At 63.9% G+C, this 26,452-nt stretch carries 21 protein-coding genes; 13 read left to right on the top strand and 8 right to left on the bottom strand.

Annotated elements, in window-relative coordinates:
* The first annotated feature begins 252 nt into the window (after window positions 1-252).
* The 6 genes from gcvH to GXY33_18910 all read left to right on the top strand — a co-directional run bounded on the left by gcvH (window position 253) and on the right by GXY33_18910 (window position 7,545).
* Entirely contained in the window at window positions 253-630 is a 378-nt protein-coding gene (gene gcvH / locus GXY33_18935) for a glycine cleavage system protein GcvH (GenBank protein NLX07218.1), read from the top strand.
* A 64-nt stretch (window positions 631-694) separates the two neighbouring features.
* The gene (locus GXY33_18930; protein ID NLX07217.1) at window positions 695-2,038 is read left to right on the top strand and encodes an aminomethyl-transferring glycine dehydrogenase subunit GcvPA; all 1,344 of its coding nucleotides are present in this window, start codon (window positions 695-697) and stop codon (window positions 2,036-2,038) included.
* Window positions 2,039-2,040: 2 nt separating this feature from the next.
* Window positions 2,041-3,492, top strand: coding sequence for an aminomethyl-transferring glycine dehydrogenase subunit GcvPB (locus GXY33_18925; protein NLX07216.1), 1,452 nt, complete (start codon window positions 2,041-2,043; stop codon window positions 3,490-3,492).
* Window positions 3,493-3,796: 304 nt separating this feature from the next.
* Window positions 3,797-4,642 (top strand): electron transfer flavoprotein subunit beta/FixA family protein, encoded by an 846-nt coding sequence (locus tag GXY33_18920; GenBank protein ID NLX07215.1) that lies wholly within the window; start codon window positions 3,797-3,799, stop codon window positions 4,640-4,642.
* A 60-nt stretch (window positions 4,643-4,702) separates the two neighbouring features.
* Complete coding sequence (locus GXY33_18915; GenBank protein NLX07214.1) at window positions 4,703-5,731, top strand: electron transfer flavoprotein subunit alpha/FixB family protein; 1,029 nt, start codon at window positions 4,703-4,705, stop codon at window positions 5,729-5,731.
* 71 nt (window positions 5,732-5,802) lie between these two features.
* Window positions 5,803-7,545: an acyl-CoA dehydrogenase gene (locus tag GXY33_18910; GenBank protein ID NLX07213.1), complete on the top strand. Its 1,743-nt coding sequence runs from the start codon at window positions 5,803-5,805 to the stop codon at window positions 7,543-7,545.
* A gap of 128 nt (window positions 7,546-7,673) precedes the next feature.
* On the opposite strand, the gene GXY33_18905 is transcribed toward GXY33_18910, so the two are convergent.
* From GXY33_18905 to GXY33_18890, 4 genes are all read right to left on the bottom strand, one after another.
* A complete protein-coding gene (locus tag GXY33_18905; protein ID NLX07212.1) occupies window positions 7,674-8,129 on the bottom strand; it encodes a hypothetical protein in 456 nt (151 codons plus the stop codon).
* Between the two features lie 424 nt (window positions 8,130-8,553).
* A complete protein-coding gene (locus GXY33_18900; GenBank protein NLX07211.1) occupies window positions 8,554-9,198 on the bottom strand; it encodes an MBL fold metallo-hydrolase in 645 nt (214 codons plus the stop codon).
* 13 nt (window positions 9,199-9,211) lie between these two features.
* Window positions 9,212-9,820: a DUF2062 domain-containing protein gene (locus tag GXY33_18895; GenBank protein NLX07210.1), complete on the bottom strand. Its 609-nt coding sequence runs from the start codon at window positions 9,818-9,820 to the stop codon at window positions 9,212-9,214.
* Window positions 9,817-10,686 (bottom strand): hypothetical protein, encoded by an 870-nt coding sequence (locus GXY33_18890; GenBank protein NLX07209.1) that lies wholly within the window; start codon window positions 10,684-10,686, stop codon window positions 9,817-9,819. Before GXY33_18890 ends, GXY33_18895 begins: the two co-directional genes overlap by 4 nt.
* Window positions 10,687-10,812: 126 nt before the next feature.
* On the opposite strand from GXY33_18890, the gene GXY33_18885 reads away from it, so the two are divergent.
* Window positions 10,813-11,262, top strand: coding sequence for a hypothetical protein (locus tag GXY33_18885; GenBank protein ID NLX07208.1), 450 nt, complete (start codon window positions 10,813-10,815; stop codon window positions 11,260-11,262).
* The gene (gene rlmN, locus GXY33_18880; GenBank protein NLX07207.1) at window positions 11,243-12,298 is read left to right on the top strand and encodes a 23S rRNA (adenine(2503)-C(2))-methyltransferase RlmN; all 1,056 of its coding nucleotides are present in this window, start codon (window positions 11,243-11,245) and stop codon (window positions 12,296-12,298) included. The genes GXY33_18885 and rlmN overlap by 20 nt, the downstream gene beginning before the upstream one ends.
* On the opposite strand, the gene GXY33_18875 is transcribed toward rlmN, so the two are convergent.
* The gene (locus GXY33_18875) at window positions 12,270-13,928 is read right to left on the bottom strand and encodes a glycosyltransferase family 39 protein (GenBank protein ID NLX07206.1); all 1,659 of its coding nucleotides are present in this window, start codon (window positions 13,926-13,928) and stop codon (window positions 12,270-12,272) included. The two genes, rlmN and GXY33_18875, sit on opposite strands and share 29 nt — an antisense overlap.
* Window positions 13,929-14,001: 73 nt before the next feature.
* Here GXY33_18875 and GXY33_18870 point away from each other — a divergent pair, with 73 nt between their 5' ends.
* From GXY33_18870 to GXY33_18860, 3 genes are all read left to right on the top strand, one after another.
* The gene (locus GXY33_18870; protein NLX07205.1) at window positions 14,002-14,607 is read left to right on the top strand and encodes a 5'-nucleotidase; all 606 of its coding nucleotides are present in this window, start codon (window positions 14,002-14,004) and stop codon (window positions 14,605-14,607) included.
* 149 nt (window positions 14,608-14,756) lie between these two features.
* Window positions 14,757-16,604 (top strand): hypothetical protein, encoded by a 1,848-nt coding sequence (locus GXY33_18865; protein ID NLX07204.1) that lies wholly within the window; start codon window positions 14,757-14,759, stop codon window positions 16,602-16,604.
* Window positions 16,605-16,749: 145 nt separating this feature from the next.
* Entirely contained in the window at window positions 16,750-17,958 is a 1,209-nt protein-coding gene (locus GXY33_18860) for a hypothetical protein (protein NLX07203.1), read from the top strand.
* A gap of 52 nt (window positions 17,959-18,010) precedes the next feature.
* Here GXY33_18860 and GXY33_18855 read toward each other — a convergent pair whose 3' ends face one another.
* On the bottom strand, window positions 18,011-19,321 hold the full coding sequence (locus GXY33_18855) for a DEAD/DEAH box helicase (protein NLX07202.1): 1,311 nt from the start codon (window positions 19,319-19,321) through the stop codon (window positions 18,011-18,013).
* Between the two features lie 263 nt (window positions 19,322-19,584).
* Here GXY33_18855 and GXY33_18850 point away from each other — a divergent pair, with 263 nt between their 5' ends.
* Window positions 19,585-20,607 carry a DUF21 domain-containing protein gene (locus GXY33_18850; GenBank protein ID NLX07201.1) on the top strand — a complete coding sequence of 341 codons (1,023 nt, stop codon included), beginning with the start codon at window positions 19,585-19,587 and terminating at the stop codon, window positions 20,605-20,607.
* A gap of 22 nt (window positions 20,608-20,629) precedes the next feature.
* Here the strand turns inward: GXY33_18850 and GXY33_18845 are convergent, their stop codons facing one another.
* Window positions 20,630-21,535, bottom strand: coding sequence for a GNAT family N-acetyltransferase (locus tag GXY33_18845; protein ID NLX07200.1), 906 nt, complete (start codon window positions 21,533-21,535; stop codon window positions 20,630-20,632).
* 67 nt (window positions 21,536-21,602) lie between these two features.
* On the bottom strand, window positions 21,603-24,479 hold the full coding sequence (locus tag GXY33_18840) for a family 78 glycoside hydrolase catalytic domain (protein ID NLX07199.1): 2,877 nt from the start codon (window positions 24,477-24,479) through the stop codon (window positions 21,603-21,605).
* Between the two features lie 403 nt (window positions 24,480-24,882).
* On the opposite strand from GXY33_18840, the gene GXY33_18835 reads away from it, so the two are divergent.
* Window positions 24,883-26,301: an MATE family efflux transporter gene (locus GXY33_18835; GenBank protein NLX07198.1), complete on the top strand. Its 1,419-nt coding sequence runs from the start codon at window positions 24,883-24,885 to the stop codon at window positions 26,299-26,301.
* The last annotated feature ends 151 nt before the right edge of the window (window positions 26,302-26,452 follow it).

The raw sequence follows: 26,452 nt of genomic DNA, 5'->3' as shown, positions 1-26,452 counted from the left end.
GTTCCAGCGTTTCCGCGTTTCCGCGACACACTATCACCACCGCCCACGCGCGTCAAGCGACCTTGATCCCAGCCAACCGTCCGCATCACGATTCTCTGCGGAAGACGAGTTTTTTCTGGACAGACCTCACCCCTCATGTGACAATGACCGACGTGGGCAATTAAATGCATTACGGATTTAATCGCCGATCCCGCTGGCAGCCAAGGGGTTTGATCGAAAGCGGATCGGCCCGTTGTGAAGGAGGTAACACCCATGGACGTTCCCGCCGACCGCAAATACACCAAGAGCCACGAATGGCACAAGCTCCAGGACGATCTGGTCGTGATCGGAATCAGCGAACATGCGGTAACCGAGCTTACCGACATCACTTACGTCGATCTACCGAAGCCGGGAACAAAGGTGACCGCGGGCGAACCGTTCGGCGAGATCGAGTCGGTCAAGGCCACATCCGAACTCTTCTCGGGAATTAGCGGCGAAGTCACACAGGTCAACGAGACCCTCGCATCCGATCCGGGACTGCTCAATCGCGACCCCTACGACAGCGGCTGGCTCATTAAAGTCCGGCCTCTCGATATATCCGAACTGGATAAATTAATGCCGGCCGAGGCGTACCAAGGCACCCTCGCCTGATCCACAAAAACGGGCATATATCCACACTAGATGGCGGCAAGCGGCTTAAGATTTCGTTATGACCATGACTCAATCAACGCACAATCAACAAAACATCGAGCGGATGCTCCAAACGATCGGGGCCAGATCGGCGGATGAGCTCTTCGCCCCTCTAGGTTCGCAGCGGATGGCCGAGGCCAAATTCGACCTTCCACCCGCCGCCGACCAGATCAACCTCGCGCGGGAGATCCGCGAACTGGCCGGGCGCAACCGCCCCGCCGGCGGGCGGATCAGCTTTCTGGGGGCTGGGTCGTACGACCACTACACCCCCCCCGCCGTCGACGCCCTCGCCGGCCAGAGCGCATTCGTCACCGCCTACACCCCCTACCAGGCCGAAGCGTCGCAAGGGTCGCTCCAGGCCTTCTTCGAATACCAGTCGCTGGTCTGCGATCTGACCGGCATGGACGTGGCCAACAGCTCGCTCTACGAGGGCGGATCAGCCCTCGCCGAGGCGCTGCTGATGGCCATGGACATCACGGGCAAGGACAAGGTCATCCTGCCGGCAAACGTCCACCCGGAGTACCGCCAGGTCGTCGCCACCTATCTGCAGCATCGGCCCAACGATCTGCTCGCCCTCGAGGCGCCGGACGGCCGGGTGAACCCGACGAAACTGGAGGAGGCGATCAACGGCGAAACGGCGGCGGTGGTCATCCAACAGCCGAATTTCTTCGGCTGCGTCGAACCCCTTTCGCAGATCGCCGAGACGGTCAGGAAACACCCCAAGACGCTGCTGATCGTCGTAGCCGATCCGATCAGTCTCGGCCTGCTGACGCGGCCGGGCCAGCTCGGGGTTGATATTGTCGTCGGCGAGGGCCAGAGCCTCGGCATGCCGATGGGTCTGGGCGGACCCTACCTCGGGTTCCTGGCGTGTCGACAGGAATATCTGCGGCGTATTCCCGGCCGTCTGGTCGGACAGACCGTCGACGCCGACGGACGGCGTGCGTTCTGCCTGACCCTTCAGACCCGCGAGCAGCACATCCGCCGCGAACGCGCCGCCAGCAACGTCTGCACCAACGAGGGCCTGCTGGCGATCCGGGCCGCCGTCTACCTGAGCATCATGGGCAAACAGGGCATCCGCCAGGTCGCCGACCTGTGCTTCCAGAAAGCCCAATACCTGCACCGGCGGATCGCCGAACTGGATGCCTTCGAGACGCCGTTCGGCCAGCCGGTCTTCAAGGAATTCGTCGTCCGCTGCCGCAAAGCCGGAGTCGAGAAGGTCCTCGCCGCCGCCAAAGAGCACGACATCCTGGCCGGCGTGCCCCTGGGCCGCTGGTATCCAAACCTGACCGACTGCCTGCTGGTCGCGGTGACGGAAAAGCGCACGCGGGATGAGATGAACCGATTTGTCGAGGTGTTGAGCACGCTGTGACCATGAACCAAACGACGCCAGTACCATTGCTGTCCGAAACGAATCTGCCGGGAACCTGCGGAATCGTCCTTCCTGAAAGCGACGTGCCGCCGGTCGACCCAGCCGAGGTGTTGGGCTCCGAGGCGGCCTCCGCGCCGCCGAACCTGCCCGAGCTTCCCGAGCGCGAGGTGACGCGGCATTTCACGAGCCTCGCCTGCCGCATGATGTCGGTCGATCGGAACTTCTATCCGCTCGGCTCATGCACGATGAAGTACAACCCGAAGTTCAACGAGTGGGCGGCTTCGCTGCCGGGCTTCACCGATCTGCACCCCTATCAGCCGGCCGACGACGTCCAGGGCGCGATGGAACTGCTCTATCGGCTCCGCGGATACCTCGAGCAGATCGCGGGCCTGGCTGAGGTCTCGCTTCACCCTGCCGCCGGCGCCCAGGGCGAGTTCACGTCGGTGCTGGTGGTCAGTGCCTACTTCGCCGATCGCGGCGAGGACCGCCCGCAGGTGCTGATCCCCGACAGCGCCCACGGGACCAACCCGGCCAGCTGCGCGCTGTCGGGCAAGTACGTCACGGTCATCAAGAGCACCGCTGCGGGCCTGATCGATCTGGACGCCCTGAAGGCCAACGTCAGCGACAAGACCGCCCTGATGATGATCACCAATCCCAACACGCTCGGCCTGTTCGAAAGGGACATTGCCGAAATCGCCCGTATCCTGCACGACCGCGGGGCCCAGTTGTACCTGGACGGGGCCAATATGAACGCGATCCTCGGCCGCATCCAGCCGGGGCAGTTCGGCGTCGACGTGATGCACTACAACACGCACAAGACGTTCTCGACTCCGCACGGCTGCGGCGGACCGGGAGCGGGCCCGATCGCGGTGGCCGAGCATCTGCGGCCCTTCCTTCCCGTCCCGCAGGTCGAGCGCCGCGACGGCCGCTACGTCTGGGATTACGACCGCCCCAAATCCATCGGCCGGGTGCGCAGCTTCTACAACCAGTTCCTCGTGATGGTCCGGGCCTATGCCTACATCCGCAGCCTGGGCCTGCCGGGCCTGCGGCGCGTCTCGGAAGAGGCCGTGGTGGCGGCCAACTACCTGGCCACGCGCCTGCGCGATCACTACAACCTGCCCTACCCGCTGCCGTGCATGCACGAGTTCGTCCTCAGCGCCGAGCATATCAAGGAGCAGCACGGCGTCCGCGCCCTCGACGTGGCCAAGCGGCTGATCGACTTCGGCATCCATCCGCCGACCGTGTACTTCCCCATCACGGTGCCCGAGTGCATCATGGTCGAGCCGACCGAGAGCGAGACGACCGAAACGCTCGACCGCTTCGTCGATGTGATGGCGCAAATCGCCGAAGAAGCCAAGACCGATCCGGACAAGCTGCACAAAGCGCCGTGGACCACGCCCGTCCGCCGCGTCGATGAAGTGCAGGCGGCGCGAAAGCCGAAGCTCCACTGGTGAGCAGGCGCCCGCGCCGCGTCGAATCCATAACTGCTGTTTATCATTGATGTTTTTGGATTCGCCGCCGCCGATTTCACCATCAATGTGCGTGCAAAGGCCACTTCTTGCTTGACTTGCCTTCCCAGCGGCACTAGATTATCAGGTTTACCACAACTCGCCCGCCCCATAGCGGCACACTGGAGATGCAGGCGGCGAGACGGCAGAAGCTGGAGTTTATCAGGAGCACTGGATCGTGGGATGTAAATACAACTGTGTCGTGACGATCAAGCAGGTGCCCGACACCAAGGCGGTCACCGCCAAGGCGATGAAGGACGACGGAACGGTCAACCGGGCCGCCCTTCCCGCCATCTTCAACCCCGAAGACCTGCACGCCCTCGAGGCGGCCCTGGCGGTCAAGGACCGCTACGGCGCGACGGTGACGGTGATCACCATGGGTCCGCCCAACGCCACCGAGCAGTTGCGAAAGGCCCTGTTCCGCGGGGCCGACCGTGTGATCCTGCTGACCGACCGCCGCGCCGCGGCCAGCGACACGTTGGCCACCTCGTACATCCTGAGCTGCTTTGTTCGCAAGCTCGGGAACGTGGACCTGGTGTTCTGCGGCCGCCAGGCGATCGACGGCGACACCGCCCAGGTCGGGCCGCAGTTGGCTGAAAAGCTCGGCCTGCCGCAGCTCACTTACGTTGAGGAGATTACGGAACTGGGTAACGGCCGGATGGTCGCCCGGCGCAACGTGGGCAACGGCTGGGAGATCGTCGAGGCCAAGCTGCCGCTGCTGATGACCATCACCGACGCCGCCAACGTCCCGCGTCCCGGCGGCGCCAAGCGCATCATGAAGTGCAAGCACGCCCGGTCCCGCAGCGAGGTGGCCAAGGAGATCGCGGGCGAGAACGATCCGAACGACCCGACCTTCGCCGAGGCGATCGACCAGAAGGTGCGCGAGCTCGAGAGCAAGGGCCTGCTGATCGAGGAGTGGAACCTCGATACGATCGGGGCGGACCTGGCCTGGTGCGGGCGCGACGGCTCGCCGACCAAGGTGCACCGCATTCAGGCGGTCGTGCTCAAGGGCGCCGGCCACCGGCAGTTCGAGGCCAGCGACGAGGGCGTCTCCGAGCTGGTGCACTCGCTGATCGAGGATCGCACGCTCGGCTAACGGACGCCACGGACGCAGCGCAGCCGCGGATGGAACAGGAAACTTGAGGATAGAGAACTCATGATCAGATGCAATCGACAGGGTTCGGTGTGGGTGTATGCGGAGCAGGAGAACGGACACCTCTCGGACGTTCCGCTGGAGCTGATGAGCAAGGGCCGCGAGCTGGCCGATGAACTCAAGGTCCAACTCGGGGCCGTGCTGGTCGGCGGCAACGGCGTGAACGGGCTGGCTGAGAAGCTGATCGCCCACGGGGCCGACGAGGTCATCGTGGCCGCCGATCCGCTGCTGGAGGACTACCAGACCACCAGCTACGCCAAGGTCGTCTGCGGCCTGATCGAGAAGTACGAACCGCAGATCATGATGTACGGGGCGACGGCCATCGGGCGCGATTTGGCGCCGCGGGTGGCTTCGCAGATGCGGGCGGGCCTGACCGCCGACTGCACCGACCTTCAGATCGGCGACCACGAGGAGCGCGACGGCACGGTTCACAAGAACCTGCTGTTCCAGATTCGGCCCGCGTTCGGCGGCAACATCATCGCCACGATCATCAACTACGACCGCTGGCCGCAGATGGCCACCGTGCGGGAAGGCGTGATGCGGATGCCCGACCCGGACCCGAAGCGCCAGGGCAAAATCACCGCGGAGAAGGTCGCCCTGGACCCGACGGATTTGCTGGTCAATATCCTCAAGAAACATCGCGAGCAGAAGAAGGTCAACCTCAAAGCCGCCCGGATCATCGTGGCCGGCGGGGCGGGCGTCGGAAGCAAGGACAACTTCAAGAAGATCTGGGACCTGGCCAATGCCCTCGGGGCCGCCGTCGGGGCGTCGCGGGCCGCGGTCGATCTGGGCTACTGCGACCGCGACCATCAGGTCGGCCAGACCGGCACCACGGTTCGCCCGGCCCTCTACGTCGCGGTCGGGATCTCCGGCGCGGTCCAGCACCGGGCCGGAATGTCCGAGGCGGCCAAGATCGTGGCGGTCAACAAGGACGCCAACGCCCCGATCTTCCAGGTGGCCCACTACGGGATCGTGGGCGACATGAACGTGGTCATCCCCAAGATGATCAAAGCGGTCAAGGGACGCGTATAGCAGGTGCGGCCGATCGGGTCGCGGCGCGGTCCGACGGACGGACCGGCAAAGGCCAATAGCGAGGTTCAGCAATGCCGAATTTCTTCACCGACAATCAAGACATTGTCTTTAACTTCAAGACCATGGACCTGGGCACCCTGGCCGGTTTCATGGAGGAGAACTACCGGTTCTCGGGCGAGTTCGATCACGCGCCGAAGGACGCCCAGGACGCGATCGACAACTACTGGCGGATCCTGGAGATGATCGGCCAGCTCAGCGCCGAGTTCATCGCCGACAACGCCGAAAGCATCGACCGCGAAGGCAACACGCTGCTGCCCGACGGCACCGTCCAGCGGGCTGCGGGCATGTGCCGGAACCTGGAGATGCTCTCGAAGGCTGAGGTGATGGGCTTTACCCTCCCCTACCGTTTCGGCGGCTTGAATTGTCCGAACCTGATCTACACGATGGCGACCGAGATCGTCTCGCGGGCTGACGCCTCGCTGATGAACATCTTCGGCCTCCAGGGGATCGCCGAGACGATCAACGCCTACGCGACGGACGAGATCAAGCAGAAGTATCTGCCCGGTTTCTCGGACGGCCGGTACACCGGGGCGATGGTGCTGACCGAGCCGGACGCCGGGTCGGACCTGCAGGCGGTCAAGACGATCGCGTACCAGGACGAGTCGGGCAACTGGTTCCTCAACGGCGTCAAGCGTTTCATCACCAACGGCTGCGGCGAGGTGCTGCTGGTGCTGGCCCGCAGCGAGTCGGACCGGGCGGGCGGCCTGGGCCTGAGCCTGTTCCTCTGCGAGAAGGGCCCGACGGTCAAAATCCGCCGGCTCGAGGAGAAGCTGGGCATTCACGGCTCGCCGACGTGCGAGATCTTCTTCGACGACACGCCGTGCGTGCTGATCGGCGAGCGTCAGCGCGGTCTGGTGCCCTACGTGATGAGCCTGATGAACGGGGCCCGGGTGGGCATCGGCTCGCAGTCGGTGGGCATCGCCGAGGCGGCCTATGCGGTGGCCCGCGATTACGCCCACACCCGCAAGCAGTTCGACATGGCGATCGAGGAAATCCCAGCCGTGCGGGACATGCTCATGGACATGAAAATCGCGGTCGAAGCCGGCCGCGCGCTGCTCTACGAGTGCGCCAAGGTCGTCGATCACGAGCGGTGGTACCTCTGGCAGACCGAGACCGGCCAGGTGACCGACAAGGACCGCCTCAAGGAACTCAAGAACGAGTCGCGGCGGTTCAAGCGCCTCGCCGGCATGCTGACCCCGATGTGCAAATACTTCGGCTCGGAGATGTGCAACAAGGTCGCGTACGACGCGATCCAGATCCTCGGCGGCAGCGGGTACATGAAGGACTACCCCTCCGAACGGCACTATCGCGACGCCCGGATCACCAACATCTACGAAGGCACCAGCCAGTTGCAGGTAGTGGCGGCGGTCCGCGGCGTGGCCTCCGGCACCGCGGGCAAGGCGTTTGACGAGTTCGCTGCGATGGAATGGCCCGAGCCGCTGCGCGATCTGGTCGCGGTGCTCAAGGACGGCGCCGCCAAGCTGGCCGAGGCGCTGGTCGTGGTCAAGGAGGAAGGCACCGACTACATGGACCTCTACGGCCGGCGGATCGTGGACGTCGCCTGCGACATCTACATCGGCTACCTGTTCCTCCAGCAGGCCCGCCACAGCGAGCGCAAGCAGGCGGTGGCCCAGCGGTTCATCGCCAACGCCTCCCCCCGAATCGAAGCCAACTGCAAAGCCATCATCTCCCGCGACCGCTCGACGATGAACCAGTTCAACGTGGTCGTTGGAGCGGTTACGGGCGGCGAGTAAGGCGATAGACCGCTAACCCGGCCCAAATGAGACTTCGGATTTCGAATTTGGGCTCCTCGTTGGCGACCTCGAATGGCGAGTGAACCTGCGGCTTTGCCGCAGAACCATCCGCCCTACCGCTACCGCTCTCAGCGATCCCGCTGCTTGCCCATTTCGCGGAGTTTTTCGGCGGCGTTGGGGCCGAGGGTTTCTTTGAGGACTCGTTTGACCGTTTCGGCGCTGGGGACGGACCAGGCGATGACTTTGGCGCCGGCGGTGATGATGGCGACGATGATCCAGACGAGCAGGAAGGTTCCGCCGCCGAGGACGGTTATAGCCAAAAGCCGGTCGGCGCGGTACTGGCCGCTGGACCAGACGACCTTCTGGTCTTCGCCGCCGAGGGCTTGGGCCCAGCCGTCGAGGGTCGCGTGGTACTCCTGGGGGTGCTTGATGGCGGTTCGAACGTCCCAGAAGAGGTCGGCGGCGTACGAGATGCCCAGGCCGATCGCGACCAGGCCGAGCACCATCGCAGCCAGGCGCACAATCTCGCCGAAGAAATGCAGCTTCTCACTCAACGGCCGATCAGTCGGTTCGTTCAAGGGCATGGACTTTCCTCCGGGTTTGGGTTGAGATTACCCATCGCCGTCCGGTTGGTCAAGAGCGTTTCGGGCGCTGCCCCGGCGGTGAAGCTCCCGCGGATGCGGGCAATGTCGCTATGGTGTTGTCAAAGAGCCGTCGGCCGGGCGGTCGCTCGCCCGTGTCGGCCCGACGGGAGGATCCATGCCCTCCACGGATAAGGATGCCACAGGTTTTCAGATTTGCCACATCGGCAGGGGAAGTTGTTTTCGGAAACCACCCGAAGCTCCGGCGCAGCCGGGAGATGCGAAATTGCCGCTTTCTCATTTTTGTCCCGCGCCTTGCGGATCGGATGGTTGGGGTTGGCCGCGTTTCGGGCCGCCAGTAGAAACGGCGGACATTTCTACAGGTATCTCTGTGTCGTGAGGATGTGAAGCACCTACGCAACCTTCGTCAGAAGGAGCCGAGCAGGAGCGAACGTTCCTGTTCGGCGGAGGTGGGCGGGCCGTGGCCGGGGTAGAGGGTGGTTTCGGGTCGGATGCGGGTCAGGAATCTCTGGATGCTCTCGTAGAGTTGTTCGGTCGAGCTGTGGGGCAGATCGGTGCGGCCGACGCCGCCGCCGGCGAAGATCAGGTCGCCGACGAAGGCGGCTGGGATTTGGTCGCAATAGAGGCAGATCGATCCGGGGCAGTGGCCGGGGGTGTGGATGACCTCGAATTCCAGGTCGTCGAGGGCCAGGCGGTCGCCGTCGCGGAGGAGGCGGTCGGCCTCCGGCGATTTGATGAACCGGCCAAGGAAGCTCAGCGAGAGGTTCACGTTGGGATCGGGCAGGGCCGGCGCGTCGGTTTCGTGGATCGCGATGGGAAGCTGCGGCCAGCGGTCCTTCAGGCAACGGTTGCCGATGAAATGGTCCCAGTGGCCGTGGGTGACGATCAGCATCTCCGGCTGCAGACTGTTCGCCTCAATCCGCTCGATCACCGGCTTGGGCAAGCCGCCCGGATCGATGATCCAGCAGACATTCGCGCTCTCCGGATGGATGACGTAGCAGTTGGTCTGAATGGGGCCCAGCGGGATCGTTTCGACAAGCAGTTGGGTCATGAACAATTTGATCCTATGCAGCGTTGTGGTTCTTTTCCTTGTCCGACTTCTCGGACTGCCGCTGTCCGGCGGCATGGACTTCCTGCTCGACGGCGTCCTCCAGGGCGGCCAGCGACTTGCGGAATCGATGGCGAAGCACAATCTGCCGGATCGCCACGTACGTGATCAGCCCGAGGATCAGTCCGGTGAAAATGCTTCCGGTCCAGAGCGGCCAGCCGATGTCGACCATCAGCCGGGTCAGGTCGCGCCAGTAGGTGTCGCTGAAGATGTTCGTGCCCAGCGACGCGCGGCACATTTCGACGATCTTGCCCCGCACCGCTCCGCCGGAGTGCCAGTCGCCGGTGATCAGGAAGTAGCCGAGGCGATAGTTGAACCAGTAGATCGGCACGACGGTCACCGGGTTGGTGATCCAGACCACCGGCAGGGTCACCGCCTTGTTGGCCCCGAGGAAGGCAGCCAGCGAGACCGCGATCAGCATCTGGGCACCTATGGTGGGGGTCCAGGCGACGAACATGCCGATGGCCGCCCCGAGGGCGATCCGGCCGGGGCTGTCATCCGCGTGGAGGATGTGATGGAAAAAGATGTCCTTCGTTTTGCGGCGAAGACCCGCGAACGACGTCACAGATCAAGCTCCACTAATGCCTTATCAAGGTAAGTGCTTCCGATGGCCACGTAGTGCGTGCCGTTATCCTTGATAGAATCGGCACGGTGGCTGTGGCCGGATAAGCACAATTTGACCGGTTCGTAGCGCCGCAGGACGGCGTGCAGTTTGTCGCTGCCCAGAAACGCAGCCACAAAGTCCCAGCCGGGATCGCCGCGATACCAGACCAGTTCGCGTCGTGGCAGGTGGTGAGTGACCGCGACCACGTGGGGGCTGCGGGCGACGGCGGCCTTCAGGTGCTCGTCGAGGCGTTCGGCCAGATGGTCGGTGAAGCCCGGATCGTCGAAGGGCAGGTTGACGTACTGCCCGTCGCGCCACGCCGCGGTAATCGCGAAGTGATGGTCGTGCAGATCGTCCTGGGATTCGAGCAGGTTACTCAACTCGGGCACGGCCGCCACCCGTCCGGGCCCCATCTTGGCCTGATAGAACCGCAGGGGCACGTCCAGTTTCCTGAGGCGAAAGCTGTAGTCGTACCACCCGACCGTGCCGACGAAGGCGACGCCGTCGGCGTAGTAGGGTTCGTGATCGAGCATGTGGAAGCCGTATCGGCGGGCGATTTGGGGAAGTTCGCGCGACCATTTTTCCAGCGAGCATCGGCCGGGCGCGACCCACAGGTCGTGGTTGCCAGCCACCAGGAGTTTCGGGCCGCGAAAATCCGCGAACAGCTCGAGCGCCTCAGCGAAGATGGCGGTGTCGATGCCGGCGATATCGCCGGCGATCACGAGGACGTCGCCGCCGCGTTGGGCCACCTTTTGGGCCGCTTGGCGTACGCCGGGTCTGGAGCGGGCGATGTTGTAATGCAGATCGCTGGTGGCTATAATTCGCATGGCGGTTTCGGTAACGCCTCCAGGGCAATTGTATCCGCCACCGGTGGGCAACTCAAGCCGACGGATCGCGGCGCGGGGGCCGACGCGGCATTCAAGGGCATCGGGCCAAAGGAGATACCAGGCGCTATGAAGGTCAAGATTTTCCTCGCGGGGATCATCCAGGGCTCGCAGATCGGGACGGTGATCCACGATCAGGAGTATCGCGGACGGCTTCGATCGCTGCTCAAGGCGGCGTTGCCCGAGGCGGAGGCTTACTGTCCGCACGAGAACCATCCGAACAGCCTGAGCTACGATCAGCAGCGGGCGTCCGAGGTGTTTTTCGAGCACGTGGCGATGGCTTCGGAGGCCGACGTGGTGATCGCGTACGTGCCGCAGGCGAGCATGGGCACGGCGATCGAGATGTGGGAGGCGTACCGGGCGGGACGGATCGTGTTGACGATCTCGCCGCTGACGGAGAACTGGGTGATCCGGCTGTTGTCGACGCGCAACTTCACCGACATGAAGGAGTTCGAGGCGTTCGTCAGCGGCGGCGAATTTGCGAGCTTTTTGGAAGAACATGCCCGACCAAGACGATAGAGAGCACCTGTTGGATCTGACGCTCGACGAGCTGCGCGACCGGTGGGTCGAGCGCGGGCTGCCGCGCTACCGCGCGGAGCAGGTTTTCGAGTGGATCTATCAGAAGCGGAAGACGGACTTCGAGCAGATGACCAACCTGTCCAAGGACTTGCGACAGGAGTTGGCGCGGGCGTGGCGGGTTCTGGCCGGCTGCGAAATCACCCGACAGGAGAGCCGCGACGGGACGGTCAAGCTGCTGTTGGAGTTCGGCGCGGGCCAGCGGATCGAGACGGTGTTGATCCCGGCGGGCGATCGTCTGACGGCGTGCCTTTCGACGCAGTTCGGTTGCCCGGTTCGCTGCGCGTTCTGCGCGACGGGCCAGGCGGGTTTTTCGGGGAATCTCTCGACCGGGCAGATCATCGAGCAGTTGCTGCGGCTTCAGATGATTGCCGACGAGGACGGGCGTCGGATCGGCAACGTGGTGTTGATGGGGATGGGCGAGCCGCTGCTCAACTACGAGAACGTGCTCAAGGCGGTTCGGATCATCAATTCGCCGTACAGCCTGCACATCGCGGCGCGGCACATCACGCTGTCGACGGTCGGGGTTCCGGAACAGATGCGTCGGCTGGCGGGCGAGGGGCTTCAGATCACGCTGGCGATCTCGCTGCACAGTGCCAACCAGGCGGTGCGAGAGACGCTGATCCCGCTGGCGAAGAAGCACCCGCTCAAGGAGGTGATCGACGCGGCCCGGCACTATTTCGACGTGACCGGCCGCGAGATCACCATCGAGTACCTGCTGCTGGAAGAGGTGAACCTTTCGGACGACGACGCGGAGAAACTGGCGTCGCTGGCCCAGTCGATCCGGGCGAACGTGAACCTGATCGCGTTCAACCCGGTGGCGGAGTCGGCGTTCGGTCCGCCGGACCGAGTGGTGGTTCAGGAGTTCGCGAAGAAGCTGCGGCAGCGCGGGGTGAACGTGAATCTGCGGGCGAGCAAGGGGGCGGACATCGACGCCGCCTGCGGTCAGCTCAGGAAGCGCCACTCGCCTTCGTCGTAGAGGGGCTTGTTTCGCCCTTGCCCGGCCGCTGGAGGATCACGACCTGCCGCCACTTGCCGCGGGTGTAGTCGTAGCCGTTGACCCGCGCGATCTCCTGAAAGCCTTCGATCCCCCCTGCCGGCAGCCGATCGGCCCGCACCGCGGCGACTACTGGCGTGTCCGGCGGCAGTTTCGCCAAGGCATCTGGAGCAACGATTCGGACATCCTGCTTTCCGTCGTGGAGGTAGAAGATCATGCTTTCCTCGTCCCACCCGGCGAGGGCGTAGAGGGCCTGCGGTCCGCCGATTTGCTTCATCTCGACGGCAGCGGTGTGGGTCAGCTTGTACGGCTCGACCGTTGCGGCAGTCCAGGAGAGCACAGCGGCGATCAGGGCTGCGACGGCCGCCAGACCGCCGACCAGGCGGAACGGATCGCGAATCAGGAACAACGCAGCTGGGAGGAGAAGCAGGAGCGGGATGGCGGGTAGAAAGGCGTCGGCCAACGGGCCCGCGTGCTCGTTGCGTGAGGCTGCGCAGATCACCGCCGCCAGCAGTGCATAACCCAGCAGCGCCGCCACCTGGACCGGCCGGACCCATCGCCGCCAGATCGCCGGCCAGTCGCTGCGCCACCGCTGGAGGGCCAGGCCCAACAGCAGCGCGTAGGCTGGGACCATGGGCAGCCAGTAGTGGACCATCTTCGTGGCCATCAGCTCCAGCACGAGCGTCGGGGCGACCAGCCAGCAGAAGGCGAATCGCACCACCCGTTCGCTTCGGAGCCGCCAGACGGTCAGGCCCAGGGGGACCAGCAGCGCCGACCACGGCCACAGCCCAATCAAGCCGCTGATCACGTAGTAACCCGGAAACCCGCGATGTCCCTCAGCCGGTTTGAGTATCCGCTGGATGATGTCGTATCCGACGAATCGCTCGGTTAAGGCCCCTTCGGCGAACCGGTCGGCAGTGACGAACCACGGCAGCGCGATGGCCAGGGCCAGGGCTGGACCCCACGCGAGCCCCATCCGCCGCAGCCAGCTACGGTCGCGATCGACGATGGCAAAGCCGATCGCCAGCGGCACGATCACCACCAGCACGGCTGGGCCTTTGATCAGTCCGGCGATTCCCAAGGCGGTCCAGAGGGCGAAGCGATTGGCGGCTGAATTGCCGCCCTCAATGATCCGCCACAGGGCAAACACCGCCGCCAGCGTGAAGAACAGCAGCGTGGCGTCGGCGATGGCGAGTTTGGCCAGTACGACGGTCAGCAGTGCCGTTGCCGTCGCCAGGGCCGCTGCGATGGCGGCCTGATGTCCCCACCGTCGGCTGAAGAAGAACACGAGCACGACGGCTCCCGCCGCCCACAGGCCTGAGAAGAATCGGGCGGCGAATTCGCTGACGCCGAGAAGCTTATAGGCGGCGGCGATCTGCCAGTAGCACCACGGCGGTTTGTGGAAGAACGGTTCGCCGTTATAATGTGGCACGATCCACGGGTAGAGCGTGTCGGCGGCGATCATCTCTTTGGCGGGTTGGGCGAAGCGAGGTTCGTCGCGGTCCCACAGGCTGGTCCGCCCGTTGCCGAACCCGTACATCGCCATCGCGCCGACGAAGAGGAGTGCGGCGATGCGGCGGTCGGACCACGATCTGACGCTGCGATGCGGCATGCACCGGATTCTAATAAAATGGCGTTGGCTTACAAGGCTTTACAGGGGGCTGCGGTTCGTTTAGCATGGCGGCATGGGCATAAGACTGCTTCCATCGCAGATTCCGGACGGGTGGCTGGCCGGGTTCGTGCACTTCCACACGGCCTTCGGCTATCCGCCCGAGCACCGGGCCAGCCCGCAGGAGTTGATGGCTGAGGCGGCTGCGCTCGGCGGCGATTTCGTCTTCTGCGCGGGCAACCACGGCAGCGAGTACGGGCCGGACGGGTACAGCGGCCGCGAGAATGCGGCGACGCTGAACCATTCCGGCTGGTGCCGCAGCCACGGCCATCCGGACCCCTTCGCCGTTCCGTGGCTGGCCCGGGTGCACTACCAGGAGCTTTTCAACAAGATGCAAGATCACCTATCTGCACACCAGCGGCGGCCGCACGCTGGCGGACCTCTTCGAGGCCTGGCGCGAGCGCCGCAGCGTCTCCGTTCACGGTTCGCTGGTTCCCGAGAGGATCGAACCGCTTCCTCAACGGAGGCCCCACCGCACGGCCGAGCGGCCAGGAATTCACTTCGCTGTGGGGAGCTTTTCCGGCCGCACCATTCGGCGGGTCGAAATCCGGCGATCCGGGCGGACCGTTTGTGCCGTCGAGCCGGAGCGGCAGGATCGTTTCGCGCTACGGTGGCGAGATGAGATGTTCGAGGGAGGCACGGTTTGCTATACGATCCACGTCCAAGGGGATGATGACGATCACCTGGTGACTTCGCCGATCAGCTTCATATCGGCAACATGATTCCGCGGCCGACTGCCGCTCAGGGAAGACGATGCCATAGGACTTGACGATGCCCACACGCTTTCCGCACAGCCGAATAGACTTCAGCGGTTTTCCATCATTTCGGGTCGACGGGCGGTCCATCCCGGCTGTCGCGTACACCTCCTATCTGCCTGAACCGGAATACTATCGGCAGATGGCCGATTGCGGCCTTCGGCTGATCTGTTTCCCAGCCTATCTGGCGGGCCGCGGAATAAACATTCACTCCGGAATCGGCGCATTCCGCAAAGGGATATGGAGAGACGACAACACTTTTGATTTCTCGGACCTGACGGCCGATTTTGATAAGATTCTGTCCGCGATTCCCGATGCGGTTGTTCTCATCCGCCTTCATCTGGATGTGCCGACGTGGTGGGAGAAGAAGTATCCCAACCAGTGCTGTCTGCTCAATGACGGAAGCACGCTTCGCCAGTGCTTCTCATCACCGAAGTGGATGGCCGACTGTCGTGATGTGCTCAAGCAGATCATCTCCTGGCTCAGCGACTCGGCATACGCGCACGCGTTGGCCGGCATCCACCTGGCTGCGGGAGGAACCGAGGAGTGGGTGTATCACTACTATGACCGCTTTGAGGACAATTCCTCGCACCGCGTCACCGCGTTTCGGAAGTGGATGATCGCCCGATACGGAAGCGATGCCGGCGAGGGTGCATTGCCCGCGGACATCAATCCGGACGCCCCATTCACCGGCGCCGTCACCGACACGCTGGAGTTTCACGCATCCGAACTGGCGGACCGGATCGATGAGTTGGCGCGGACGGTCAAGGAGGCATCCAGCGGGCGTCTGCTGACCGGCGCGTTCTATGGCTATCACTACTTTATCACCGATCCGCGCAAAGGGCACAACGCGTTGGGCCGGCTCCTGGAGTCGCCCCACCTAGACTATCTGGCAAGTCCAAACGCCTACGATCGCCAGCCGGGACTGGACTGGCCGCCGATGGCGGCGGCGGATAGTGTCCGCCTTCACGGCAAACTCTGGATGGCGGAGCATGACACCCGCACGTTCCGCACGACGCTATTGAACGACGTCGCGGGCGATATCTGCCCCGAGGGCGCCTACTCGGAAGGCGTCTGGATCGGGCCCGCGAGTTCTTGCGTTTCAGCCATGCTGCTTCGGACGAACGCGGCGCGAATGCTCACCAACCGCTACGGCGGCTGGTGGTTCGACATGTGGGGCGGCTGGTTCGACGATTTCGCCCTGCTGCGGGAGATCGAGGTTTGCCAGAAACTCGCCGCGGCGAGCGCCGAACCGTCCGGTGCATTTCCGGAGCCGGAGGTGTGCGTCATCGCTGATGAGAAGCTGCTGTTTCATGACAATTCCTATGGTGCACTGACGGCCAGGATCATCAACCAGCGTCAGGCGCTTGCCAAGGCAGGTACCCCCTACAAGCTCTTTCTGCGAAACGATCTGGCCGAGATGTCCGGAGTTCGGTTCAAGTTTCTCTGGCTCTTGGGCTGGCATGAGATATGCGAGGACGAGCAACAACTGCTCGGACATCTACACGGCGACCGTTGCGGCATTCTGCATACGAGCCTGACCGGGTCCCGCTGGTTGGACCCAGAGGGCGACACGTGGCGGGACGCGCCGACTTTCTGCGAGTGGACGCCGGAAGGGCTGCGCGAACTCTACCGGCTGTGCGGCGTCCACATCTACCTGGACTCCGATGACATCGTCTACGTCGGCAATGGCTTTGCGGCCATACACGCGGCGTCGGAGGGTGGCAAGACGGTCACGCTGCCGCAGCGTTACACCGTCCGGAACGCCATTGACGGTGCAATTCTCGACCACGACGTCGATCGCGTTTCGCTGGAGATGTCGCAGTACGAGACCGTGCTGCTGCGGCTTGTCCCGGTCCAATGAAGGTCCAGAGTGGCTGTCTGACCAGCATCTTTGATATGGTGAAGGGAGCCGCGGAAGACCCGTCATTGGATTGACTCCCGCCGAGTGGGACGTAGAATCGCCCGAAACGCGGCGTCGCGACAGCAATTTGTGATGGAGATTGGCCATGACGAAGGGCAGGCGAAGCGGTTCGCTGAAGATCACGACCCGGCAGTACGTCCAGATGCTGAGCCCCGAGGTCGAGGGGAAGCTCAAGCATTTCCACATGCACCACTGCATGCAGGACTACCGCTGTCCGATGAAGCCGGACGATCACGGCCCGTCGTCGCTGGCTGAGCCGATCATCCCCTATCTTCCCGCGGTCCGGGCGCGGGTCTACACTGGCACGCGGAGCTCCGGTTCCTACTGTCACCATCCGCAGATCACCAAGTTCAAAGGCCGGTACTTCCTCTCGTGGTCCAACGGCATCCGCGATGAAGAGGCGGCGGGCCAACGGGTCCTGATCAGTTCGTCGAAGGACGGGCTGAGCTGGAGCGAACCGGCGGTGATCGTCGGCGGGAGGAACGGCACCACACTCGCCCACAACAGCGTCGGTCTTTCTTCCACCAAGGACGCCCTGCTGGCGATTGTCATGGAGGAGGCGTGCGAGCGCGACGCCTCCGTGGTCGGCATGCGTCGGATCGACCCGGCCACCCAGCAGGTTCGGGTCTATCGATCAACCGACGGCTGCAAGTGGAAAAAGGCGTTCGACTTTACGGACAATCTGCGGTGGTTTTTTGAAGCTCCACGGCTGACGGATGAGGGCCGGCTGTTGTGCGCGGCTGCGATGAAAGACGGCCCGGCTATTCTTCTTTGGCCCGGCAAGGAGCTCTGCAAGCATCCCGAGGTCATTCGCGTGCCCGAACCGCAGGGCGCGGTTTTCCCTTACGGCGAAGGCACGTGGTATAAGACCGACGACGGGCGGATCGTGGTGTTCTGGCGGGACGAGGGCCAGTCGTGTCGGGTCTGGGTCAACACCAGCGACGACCACGGCCGCACCTTCACCGCCCCGGCCATCTCGGACATTCCGGACTCGATGAGCCGGTTGAGCGCGGGGCGGCTGGCCGACGGGCGATACTACCTGTGCAACAATGCCTTTCCCACGCTGCTGAACCGCATGCACCTGCTGCTGCTGCTCAGCGACGACGGTTTGGTGTTTGACAAGGCCTATGTGGTGGCCGACGACCCGACGTCGCAGCGACTCTTCGGCCTGCTCAAGGCGGACGGTTACCAGTATCCCTGCTGCTTCGCGGACAGGGACAAGCTGCTGATCGCGCACTCGGTAAACAAGGAGGACATTGAGTGCGCGGTGGTAGCAGACACGACGGCGATTTGATCGCCGCTGCGTGCGGAACGCTCCGCGTGGAATACCGCGGCTGTCACAGCCGCTATGATGCGACCCGCGGGCGCCGTGAACGGTTGCGCGTGCGTTTCTTGCCGAATCCCCAGCGGCGAGGCGTTGAGGATGATTCTGCCTGCGCGGACGGCAGCACGTCGGACGACCGGCGTTCCGCCGTGCGTTTGGGAGCGGTGACTTTCTCGACCTTCTTGCAGATCGCGTGGCTCAGCACCGGGATTTCCCGGCCCAGCAGTCGTTGGATTCCCCGCAACTCGTCGTACTGGTCACGGCTGCAGAACGAAATGGCCCGTCCGCTGGCGCCAGCCCGGCCGGTCCGGCCGATCCGGTGCACGTAGACCTCGGCGATGTCCGGCAGGTCGTAGTTGAACACATGCGAAACGTCCTCGATGTCGAGGCCGCGCGAGGCGATATCGCTGGCCACCAACACGCGGGTCTTCCCGCCTTTGAAGTTGGCCAAGGCCCGCTCGCGTACGTTCTGCGACTTGTTCGAATGGATGGCTTCGCTGGCGATGGCACGACGGCTCAGGCTTTTGGCCACCTGGTCGGCCCGGCGCTTGGTTCGCGTGAAGACCAGGGCCCGCGTGACCTGCGGGTCGTTGACCAGGTGCTCCAGCAGTTGGGTCTTTTCGGTCGACTCGACGAAGTAGAGGGCCTGGTCCACCGCGTCCGGCGCCACAGACACCGTCGAGGCCGCCCGGACCATGACCGGGTCATCGAGGAGACTCTCAGCCAGTTGTCGGATCTCCTGCGGCATCGTCGCTGAGAACAGCAGGTTCTGCCGCTTGGGCGGCAATTGGGCGATCACGCGGCGGATGTCGATGATGAATCCCATGTCCAGCATCCGGTCGGCTTCGTCCAGGACGAAGATTTCGATGTCCCGCAAGCTCAGGATTTTCTGCTCCAACAGGTCCAGCAGCCGGCCCGGAGTGGCGACGAGAATGTCCACGCCTTTACGCAGGGCATCGACCTGACGCCCCTGCTTGACGCCGCCGAAAACGACCGTGTAGCGGAGTTCGGTGTGCTGCCCGTACGTGCCAAAGCTCTCCCCGATCTGGGCGGCCAGTTCACGGGTCGGCGTCAGGACCAGCGACCGGATGGCCCGGCGGCTGGAACGGCGTTTTCCTTCCTGAGTCTCGCTTCGCCGGCCGTTCAGAAGCTGCAGAATCGGCAGCGCGAACGCCGCCGTCTTGCCCGTCCCGGTCTGCGCGCAGCCGACCAAGTCGCGACCGTCAAGTACATGAGGAATCGCCTGTTCCTGAATGAGAGTGGGTGTGGTGTAGCCTTCCGTACGGACGGCCCGCAGGAGCGGCTCGATGAGCCGCAATTCTTCAAATTGCATAAACCAAATCGACTTTCTTGCTCGTAAGCAGTAAACCCCTATTGACGCGGTCCATCGCCGCGTAATAAAATAGTATAGCATCTTCTCTGCCCGCTGAACACCCCTTTTTCAAAAAGAAAATCATTCTTTTTCAGATTCTCTTACTGACAGGCAAGCACCTAATCCTTGTGCAGCGGCGGCCGCCGGCGCGGGTTTTTGTTGACCGGTCCGCCCGATGGCGTCAGGATGGGTTCAGAGGGCACCGCAATGGGAGGTTCCAGCGCATGACGATCCTGCTCGTATACGGTCTGCTGGCTATCGCCGTTTCGTTTCTGTGTTCTCTGCTGGAAGCGTGCCTGCTCAGTCTGCCGCGCGGTTACGTCGAGGCACTGGTCGAGCGGGGTTCGCGCTATGGGCGGACTCTGCGCGACATGAAGGAGAACATCGATCGGCCGCTGGCGGCGATTCTCACTCTTAACACGATCGCTCACACCGTCGGGGCAGCGGGCGTCGGAGCCCAAGCGGCGGTGGTGTTCGGCAGCGGCGCGGTCGGGATCGCCAGCGCGATCATGACCCTGCTGATCCTGGTCGCCAGTGAGATTCTCCCCAAGACACTCGGAGCCGTTCACGCCAAGGCCCTGGCCATTCCCGCCGCCGTTACCATTCGTTTGATGATCCTGCTGTGTCTTCCGCTGATCATCCCTCTGGAGTGGATTAATCGATTGGTGGGCTATCAGCGTCACGCCGACCGATTGACGCGGGCCGAGTTGGCGGCGAACATCCGCATGGGACACGCCAGCGGGGCGATGGACCACCGCGAGTACCAGATCGCCTCGAACCTGATCTCGCTATCCGACGTTCATCTGGTTGACGTGCTCACTCCGCGCACGGTCGTATTCTCGCTGCCGGAGGAGATGACGGTCGGCCAGGCCCTGGCCGAGCACGATCCGATCCGCTTCGCCCGCATTCCCGTCTACGCCGCCGCGGCGGAGCAGATCACCGGCTACGTCCCGCGTTTCGCCCTCGACGCCGCCCATTCCGCCGGACAGGACGCCCGGTCGATCAAGGAACTGGCCAGGCCTCTGCCGGTCATGCCCGAGCAGGCCACCGTCGCCGACGCCCTTGAGACGTTCATCCGCGACAAGCACCACATCGCCCTGGTGGTGGACGAATACGGCGGCATGTCGGGTATCGTCACCCTCGAGGACCTCTTCGAAACGCTGGTCGGGGAAGAGATCGTCGACGAAAGCGATGCGGTGGCTGACATGCAGGAACTCGCCCGCCGACGGAAAGGACCGATCCGGTAGCCGCCGCCGAACGGAGGTTCTGTCAGGCTACCACCGTCCGTTGCCAGCCGCGACGGAGGCGGGTGATGCTGTGCCAGCCGAAACGCTGGTAGAAGCGTCCGGCGCCGGCGGCTTCGTCATCCGCGGCGACGGCGATGACGATTCGGTCGCAGCCGGCGAGGCGAAGCCATTGCGCCGCATGGCGAACCAGCCAGGAACCGATCCCTCGACTGCGGTATTCCGAGGTGACCAGCATGTCCGCCAGTTCGGCCCAGTTTCGCAGCGCCAGCAGTCGCCCGCCCAGAGTCAGATCGGCTGCGCACTGGCAGTGTCCGACGCGGCGGTCGCCCTCGTAGGCGGTGAAGCTGACGCCCCGATCGCATGCTTCGCGTCGGAGACTGACGCCGCCGACGGGCGAGTCGCCGGGTCCGACGACCCCGTCAAGCCGTCCCGCGTACACGGACTCGATATGGCCTTCATGCATGAAACCAACGGTCTCAAGCATCGTGGCAATATGAGGCCAGGCGTCTGCAATGCCGGCGCAGCAGGGAACCGGCAGCGTCACACCCCCCCACTGCTGGGACGGCTTCCACCGGTCCATCCGCTCGCACGCCGCCTGTAGCAGCGCGTGACCGGCGTCGGCATCCTGCGGCCAGGCGAGAAACCAGTTCATCTCAGCGACATTGCGGCAGCCTTCGCCGACCTCCGGGTCGTCGCCGTACCGCAGCAGATGTCCAGCCGCGCAGACGCGCTCGCGTTTGAGCGCACAGAGGGTTTCCCGCTCAACCACCCACGGGTCGCAGATGTGTTCAAACGGGTTCGACTCGATCCGGCTGGCAATGTACTCCTCCGGCAGGGACCAACCTGGCACTACGGTTTGCAGGTGGGCGTTGATCAGGGCCTGGAGCTGCGAAAGGTGGGTTTGGTTGAAACGTTCGACTCGGATCATTGTGACCTTCGCTGTTCGCATCCTGCAACATAAGGCTCACTCAACCTACCAGGTTCGCGTTCGTGCGTCAAGCCCGTTGGCACTCCGGCGGAGCCGAACATGTGATGGCCAGTTCGTTTCGTTCATCCCGTTGCCACTCGACGTGGATCGGGCCGTACGGCGTGGCGACTGAGCCGCGGGCCCACTGCAGATCGCTGCGGCAGGGAGCGACGGTGAAGGTGCGGTATCCCGGCTCCAGCGGACGGACGCCCAGCACGTGTTTGGGCAGGTAGACCGCCGGCGCGGCGCTCCACGCATGGGCTGCGCTGCGGGCATGGCCGAAGCTCTCGGGGCAGGTGCGCCATCCCATCGCGGCCATTTTGCCCCATTCGCGCCGCATGACCTGGATCGCGGCGGCGTCTTGGCCCAACTGGAAGAGGGCATCCAGTGAGAAGAACAGGAAGAACGGTGAGCCGATCGCCACTATACCGTCGGGGGCCTCCTGCTCCGCCGGCGGACCGACGCGACGACCGGCTGGGCTGCTGGTGACGAACCGCCCATCCGTCACCCGCGTGACGATACGCTTGACCGCACCCAGACGTTTCGGCGGTACGCACCCGCACAGGACGGCCAGCGTGTTTGTCTGCTCGCTCACTCGCAGACAACCGTGATACTGCTCCCACGACAGCGTGTGCCATCCCTTCTGTGTGCACAGGGCAACGTAGCATTCGTAGGCCCATTCATCACGGACCGTATCGACGTAGGCCTGGCGCTCGCCGTTCCAGCAGAACCGGTTGATTGCGGCACAGCGGGCCTCGGCCTCGGCTGTGTGGCTCCTGGCGTCCTCGGCCAGACCCAGCGTCTCCGCCATCGCCGCTGCTTCGCGCAAACACTGGACCAGCAGCACGTTGTTGGCCGTCACCTCGCCGTGCGGCGACAGATCGTTGGCGGCCCATTCGATCAGGTTCCACGCACCGGGCATGTCGAACAGGTTGCGTTCGTTGGTCAACAGCCGGCAATGCCGCAGGAACTCGGCGACGTAGCCGTAGTTCTCTTTCAGATCGTCGAGGTTACCGCCGTGCAGCCAATGCTCCCAGCACTGCAGAGCCCACTGGAACGACCACATCGGCAGCCCGCCCTCCGGGTAGTTTGGAAACGCGGACATCGGCACAAAGCGGCCGCTGGTGTACCGCTCGTCGTTCTGTCGGTACTCCCGAACCCACTGCGGCGAGAGCGACTGGGCGACGAGGCGGATGCACCGCTGGTCCAGTTCGAACGCTCCGAACGCCAGCATGTTGATCAGGGCGGTGATGCGGGCGTCGCCGACCCAGAAGTTCTGCTCGTGTCCCGGGCAGTCGACGTAGGTATCCAGCATGCAGACGGCTGCGGTGTCCACGCTCATGCGATAGGCCCGGTTGAGTTGCCAATCGCTGCACTCGAAGCCGCCCGTCCGCTGCACCGGATACGACGACTGCCGGCACCGCAACGAGTAGAACCGGACCGGCCGGTCGAAGTCACGCAGCGTAACCGACACGTAGCGGAACCCGCGTCGGAAGTGGGATGTGAACGTCTGAAGCCCTTCGCGGCAGACGTAGCGGAAGCCGTTGTGCTTCATCCAGGCGATGCCCGTCGGATCGATCTTCTCGAAGCACTGGGCGTCGACGACGGCGCCGGCTGGGGCGTCGATGGTGAGTTCCGCATAACCGATCCGCTCACGGCCGAAATCCAGGACGACGTGCGTATCGTAGCCGGGCGTTGGATGGATCACCGCAGCATCCGGCTGATCGTGTAATAGATGATGGGCGTAAGACAAGGGCGAGGCAAGTTCCGGCGGTGCGGGCATGCGCGGTTGGGCCGTTTCGATCGCCGGGTCAGTGCAGCCGCCACGAACGCGGTAGTACCGCTGAGTCATCACGTCCATGCTGACGCTTCCCACTTGCGCCGCGGCGGGAAAGAGTTGCTTCCTCAGATCATTGGGAATGTCCTCGGCGCGAGCCGTTTCCAGCAGACGCCGCAGCGCCGCGGGCGCGGGCACGTCGGCGGCGGTCTGGTGCCAGGGATATGCGACCTCGGCCTCCGCACACGCGTACAGCGCCCAATCCGCGTTATCCGTTGCCAGAATGCGTTTCGCGGAGAACGACAGTTCGGCTTCCGTTTCGATCAGCAGTTCCATCTCGAACCGGTAGTACCCGGCCTGATGCACGCCCAGCAGGTGCGTGCCCTGTGATAGCGAAACCTGTCCGGACGACGGATCGGGAGCCGCCGGCGTGCCATTCAGGAGTATCCGCGCGTCTCCGTGGAACCTAACGGCGGCGCGTCCGTCGCACGTGACCTCGGTCAGGAAGAGCTTGACGGCGTTGATGTACGGTTCGGGCGAGACGAGGCGAATACGGTAACCCGGCCTTAAGCGGGCCAATTCAACGGCGGCGAAGGAAACCGGCTGTACCGGGTCGTCGGTGAGCAGACTGATGCCGCTGGCCTCCAGCGTGAACCATGGGGCCATGTTCGCTGGACCGAGTTCGACGGCTTGCTTCCAGGATGAATCATCGAACTCGACGGTGTTCCAGCCCAGCGGCTCGTTGCGGGCGTCAAACCACTCTTCGCGTCCCAGCAGCAGCTCAATGCCCAGCGCCCGACCGGCGGTATCGGCCTTGAATGCACTGTGCCGTCGGCACTTCCAGTTACCGTCCGTGGCGAGCGTGTGGCGATGTCCGTGGCTGTCGCACCAGGCCAGTTCCGCCAGCACGCCGCGGCGGCGCTGCGTTTGATAGGACGGGGCAAGAATGGCCACCACGTTCGCTTCGCCGGGTCGCAGAAGCGGCTGGACGTCCACCGTATCGTACAGCTTGTGGAAATCGTACGACCGGGCCGGGCCTCGGGTAACCAGTTTGCCGTTGACGCACAGCAGATAGTGATACGCCGCTGTGATATGAAGCCGCCCATCGCGGCAGTCGGCCGGCAGCACAAATCCCCGACGGAAAACCCACCAAGCCTCCAGATTTGGGTCCTCGGCCCATATCCACCGAGCCGATGAGGAGAACTCACCACGGCCGGTTTGATAGGCGTTGGAGGCCGAAACCGAGGATCCATCAGGTCCAGGACGGCAAATATCCATTGTCTTTCTCCAAAGTCAGGTCCGCTGGGCGCACTAGGCCATCTTAACGTGCCCCTGTTTGCGGTCGAGCGCTTTTCCTGGAATCCCGGGGCGATGCCAATTCAAGACATCGAGGGGCTTGCTCCCGCGTTCGGCGAGGATATACTTGACACTGTAGCAGGATACTTCACGGCCTCCGCCCCGGCCGGCATCGCCGAAATGCGCCGCCGCACCGAGCACGCCGATGAAAAACGTAATCAGCAGGTAGGATACAATGGCGGTGCTCGTCCACAAAAGCGTCACCCGCACGCTGTTCGGCATGGCGTTTCCCATGCTGGCCGGCACATTCGCGATGAACGCGTACAACCTGATGGACACGTGGTTCGTCGCGAAACTGGGGACGATCCCGCTGGCCGCGATGGGATTCACGTTCCCGGTGGTCATGCTGCTGACCTGCGTGGCCCGGGGCATCGGGTCGGGCGTCACGACGCTGGTCTCGCACGCGATCGGCCGGCACGACCGCGAGTACACGGTCCGGCTGGCCACGCACGGCACACTGCTGACGCTGGTTGTCACGGCGGTAATTTCGATCGGCGGCTACGTTTCGATCGGTCCGATCTTCACCGCCCTCGGCGCCGACGCAGAGACGCTGCCGCTGATCGGCGAGTACATGCGCACCTGGTACCTGGGCGCGGTGTTCATGACGTTGCCCATGGTGGGCAGCGGCGTTTTGATCTCGGCCGGCGACTCCAAGGCGGCCAGCGGGTTTATGATCCTGGGCACGCTTTTGAACCTGATTCTCGATCCGATCATGATTTTCGGCTATTTCGGCTGCCCGGCCATGGGAATCCGCGGGGCGGCCCTGGCCACCGTCATCGCCCAGGGCGTCTCGACCATCTGGATGATCCACCTGCTCGTGCGGAAGCATCGCCTGCTGGTTCTGAGCGTTTCGCGACTCAGGGAGTATCTCGCATCGCTGCGGAGCATCACCGGCTTTGCCGTGCCGAGTATCCTGAGCATGATCCTGATGCCGATCTCGGCCGCCATCATTACCAAGCTCCTGAGCGGGTTCGGCAATGAGCCCGTCGCAGCCGCCGGTGCGGCCGGCCGCATCGAGATGTTCGCCTTCATGGTTCCCATGGCGCTGGGCATTTCGCTGACGCCGTTCGTCAGCCAGAATTTCGGGGCTGGTCGCATCGACCGGCTCCGTGAGGCCCAGCGGATATCGACCCGCTTCGCTCTGGGCTACGGCGCGTTGGTGACCGCGGTCTTCTTCCTGATGGCTCCCTGGCTGGCGGCGTTCTTCACCGACGATCCGAAGGTCGCCGCGACGCTGGTGTCGTACATCCGGATCATCTCCTTCGGCTACGGGATGATGGAGGTCCACCGCTACTGCGGTTTCTTCCTGACCGGCATGTACCAACCCGTCTCGGCGACGATTCTCAACGCGGTGCGGGTTCTTGGCCTGCTGATACCGCTATCCTACCTGGGCGCCCACTTTGGGGGAGTGACCGGCGTTTTCGGCGGGCGTCTCGTCACGGACCTGGTCGTCGGATGCATCGGCATTGTCTGGGTGTCGCGTGCGCTGGAGTCTGCCGCGCTATGCCATGATGGGCCGTTATCGACACCCGTCCCAGCCGTTTCTCCCGTTACAGCCACCTCCGAGACTTCGGCGCTCGACGGAAGCGGCTAAGCAACCCGCGGGCGAGATGCACCGGAACGATCTGCCCGCCTTCATTCGAAACGGATCAACGGTTTGATGATGCCGTCGGCTTTGTCCTGCATCATGCGAAAGGCCTCCGCGATTTGACCGAATACGAACCGGTGCGTCGTCATGAGGGTCG

It is taken from the genome of Phycisphaerae bacterium, assembly GCA_012729815.1.
GTDB lineage: Bacteria > Planctomycetota > Phycisphaerae > JAAYCJ01 > JAAYCJ01 > JAAYCJ01.
This window is presented reverse-complemented; position numbering and strand designations above follow the sequence as displayed.

Bases quoted from the DNA above. Each gene is read 5' to 3' on its own strand.
- gcvH (NLX07218.1), top strand. From the start codon at position 253: ATGGACGTTCCCGCCGACCGCAAATACACCAAGAGCCACGAATGGCAC.
- GXY33_18930 (NLX07217.1), top strand. From the start codon at position 695: ATGACTCAATCAACGCACAATCAACAAAACATCGAGCGGATGCTCCAA.
- GXY33_18925 (NLX07216.1), top strand. From the start codon at position 2,041: ATGAACCAAACGACGCCAGTACCATTGCTGTCCGAAACGAATCTGCCG.
- GXY33_18920 (NLX07215.1), top strand. From the start codon at position 3,797: ATGAAGGACGACGGAACGGTCAACCGGGCCGCCCTTCCCGCCATCTTC.
- GXY33_18915 (NLX07214.1), top strand. From the start codon at position 4,703: ATGATCAGATGCAATCGACAGGGTTCGGTGTGGGTGTATGCGGAGCAG.
- GXY33_18910 (NLX07213.1), top strand. From the start codon at position 5,803: ATGCCGAATTTCTTCACCGACAATCAAGACATTGTCTTTAACTTCAAG.
- GXY33_18905 (NLX07212.1), bottom strand. From the start codon at position 8,129: ATGCCCTTGAACGAACCGACTGATCGGCCGTTGAGTGAGAAGCTGCAT.
- GXY33_18900 (NLX07211.1), bottom strand. From the start codon at position 9,198: ATGACCCAACTGCTTGTCGAAACGATCCCGCTGGGCCCCATTCAGACC.
- GXY33_18890 (NLX07209.1), bottom strand. From the start codon at position 10,686: ATGCGAATTATAGCCACCAGCGATCTGCATTACAACATCGCCCGCTCC.
- GXY33_18885 (NLX07208.1), top strand. From the start codon at position 10,813: ATGAAGGTCAAGATTTTCCTCGCGGGGATCATCCAGGGCTCGCAGATC.
- rlmN (NLX07207.1), top strand. From the start codon at position 11,243: ATGCCCGACCAAGACGATAGAGAGCACCTGTTGGATCTGACGCTCGAC.
- GXY33_18875 (NLX07206.1), bottom strand. From the start codon at position 13,928: ATGCCGCATCGCAGCGTCAGATCGTGGTCCGACCGCCGCATCGCCGCA.
- GXY33_18870 (NLX07205.1), top strand. From the start codon at position 14,002: ATGGGCATAAGACTGCTTCCATCGCAGATTCCGGACGGGTGGCTGGCC.
- GXY33_18865 (NLX07204.1), top strand. From the start codon at position 14,757: ATGCCCACACGCTTTCCGCACAGCCGAATAGACTTCAGCGGTTTTCCA.
- GXY33_18860 (NLX07203.1), top strand. From the start codon at position 16,750: ATGACGAAGGGCAGGCGAAGCGGTTCGCTGAAGATCACGACCCGGCAG.
- GXY33_18855 (NLX07202.1), bottom strand. From the start codon at position 19,321: ATGCAATTTGAAGAATTGCGGCTCATCGAGCCGCTCCTGCGGGCCGTC.
- GXY33_18850 (NLX07201.1), top strand. From the start codon at position 19,585: ATGACGATCCTGCTCGTATACGGTCTGCTGGCTATCGCCGTTTCGTTT.
- GXY33_18845 (NLX07200.1), bottom strand. From the start codon at position 21,535: ATGATCCGAGTCGAACGTTTCAACCAAACCCACCTTTCGCAGCTCCAG.
- GXY33_18835 (NLX07198.1), top strand. From the start codon at position 24,883: ATGGCGGTGCTCGTCCACAAAAGCGTCACCCGCACGCTGTTCGGCATG.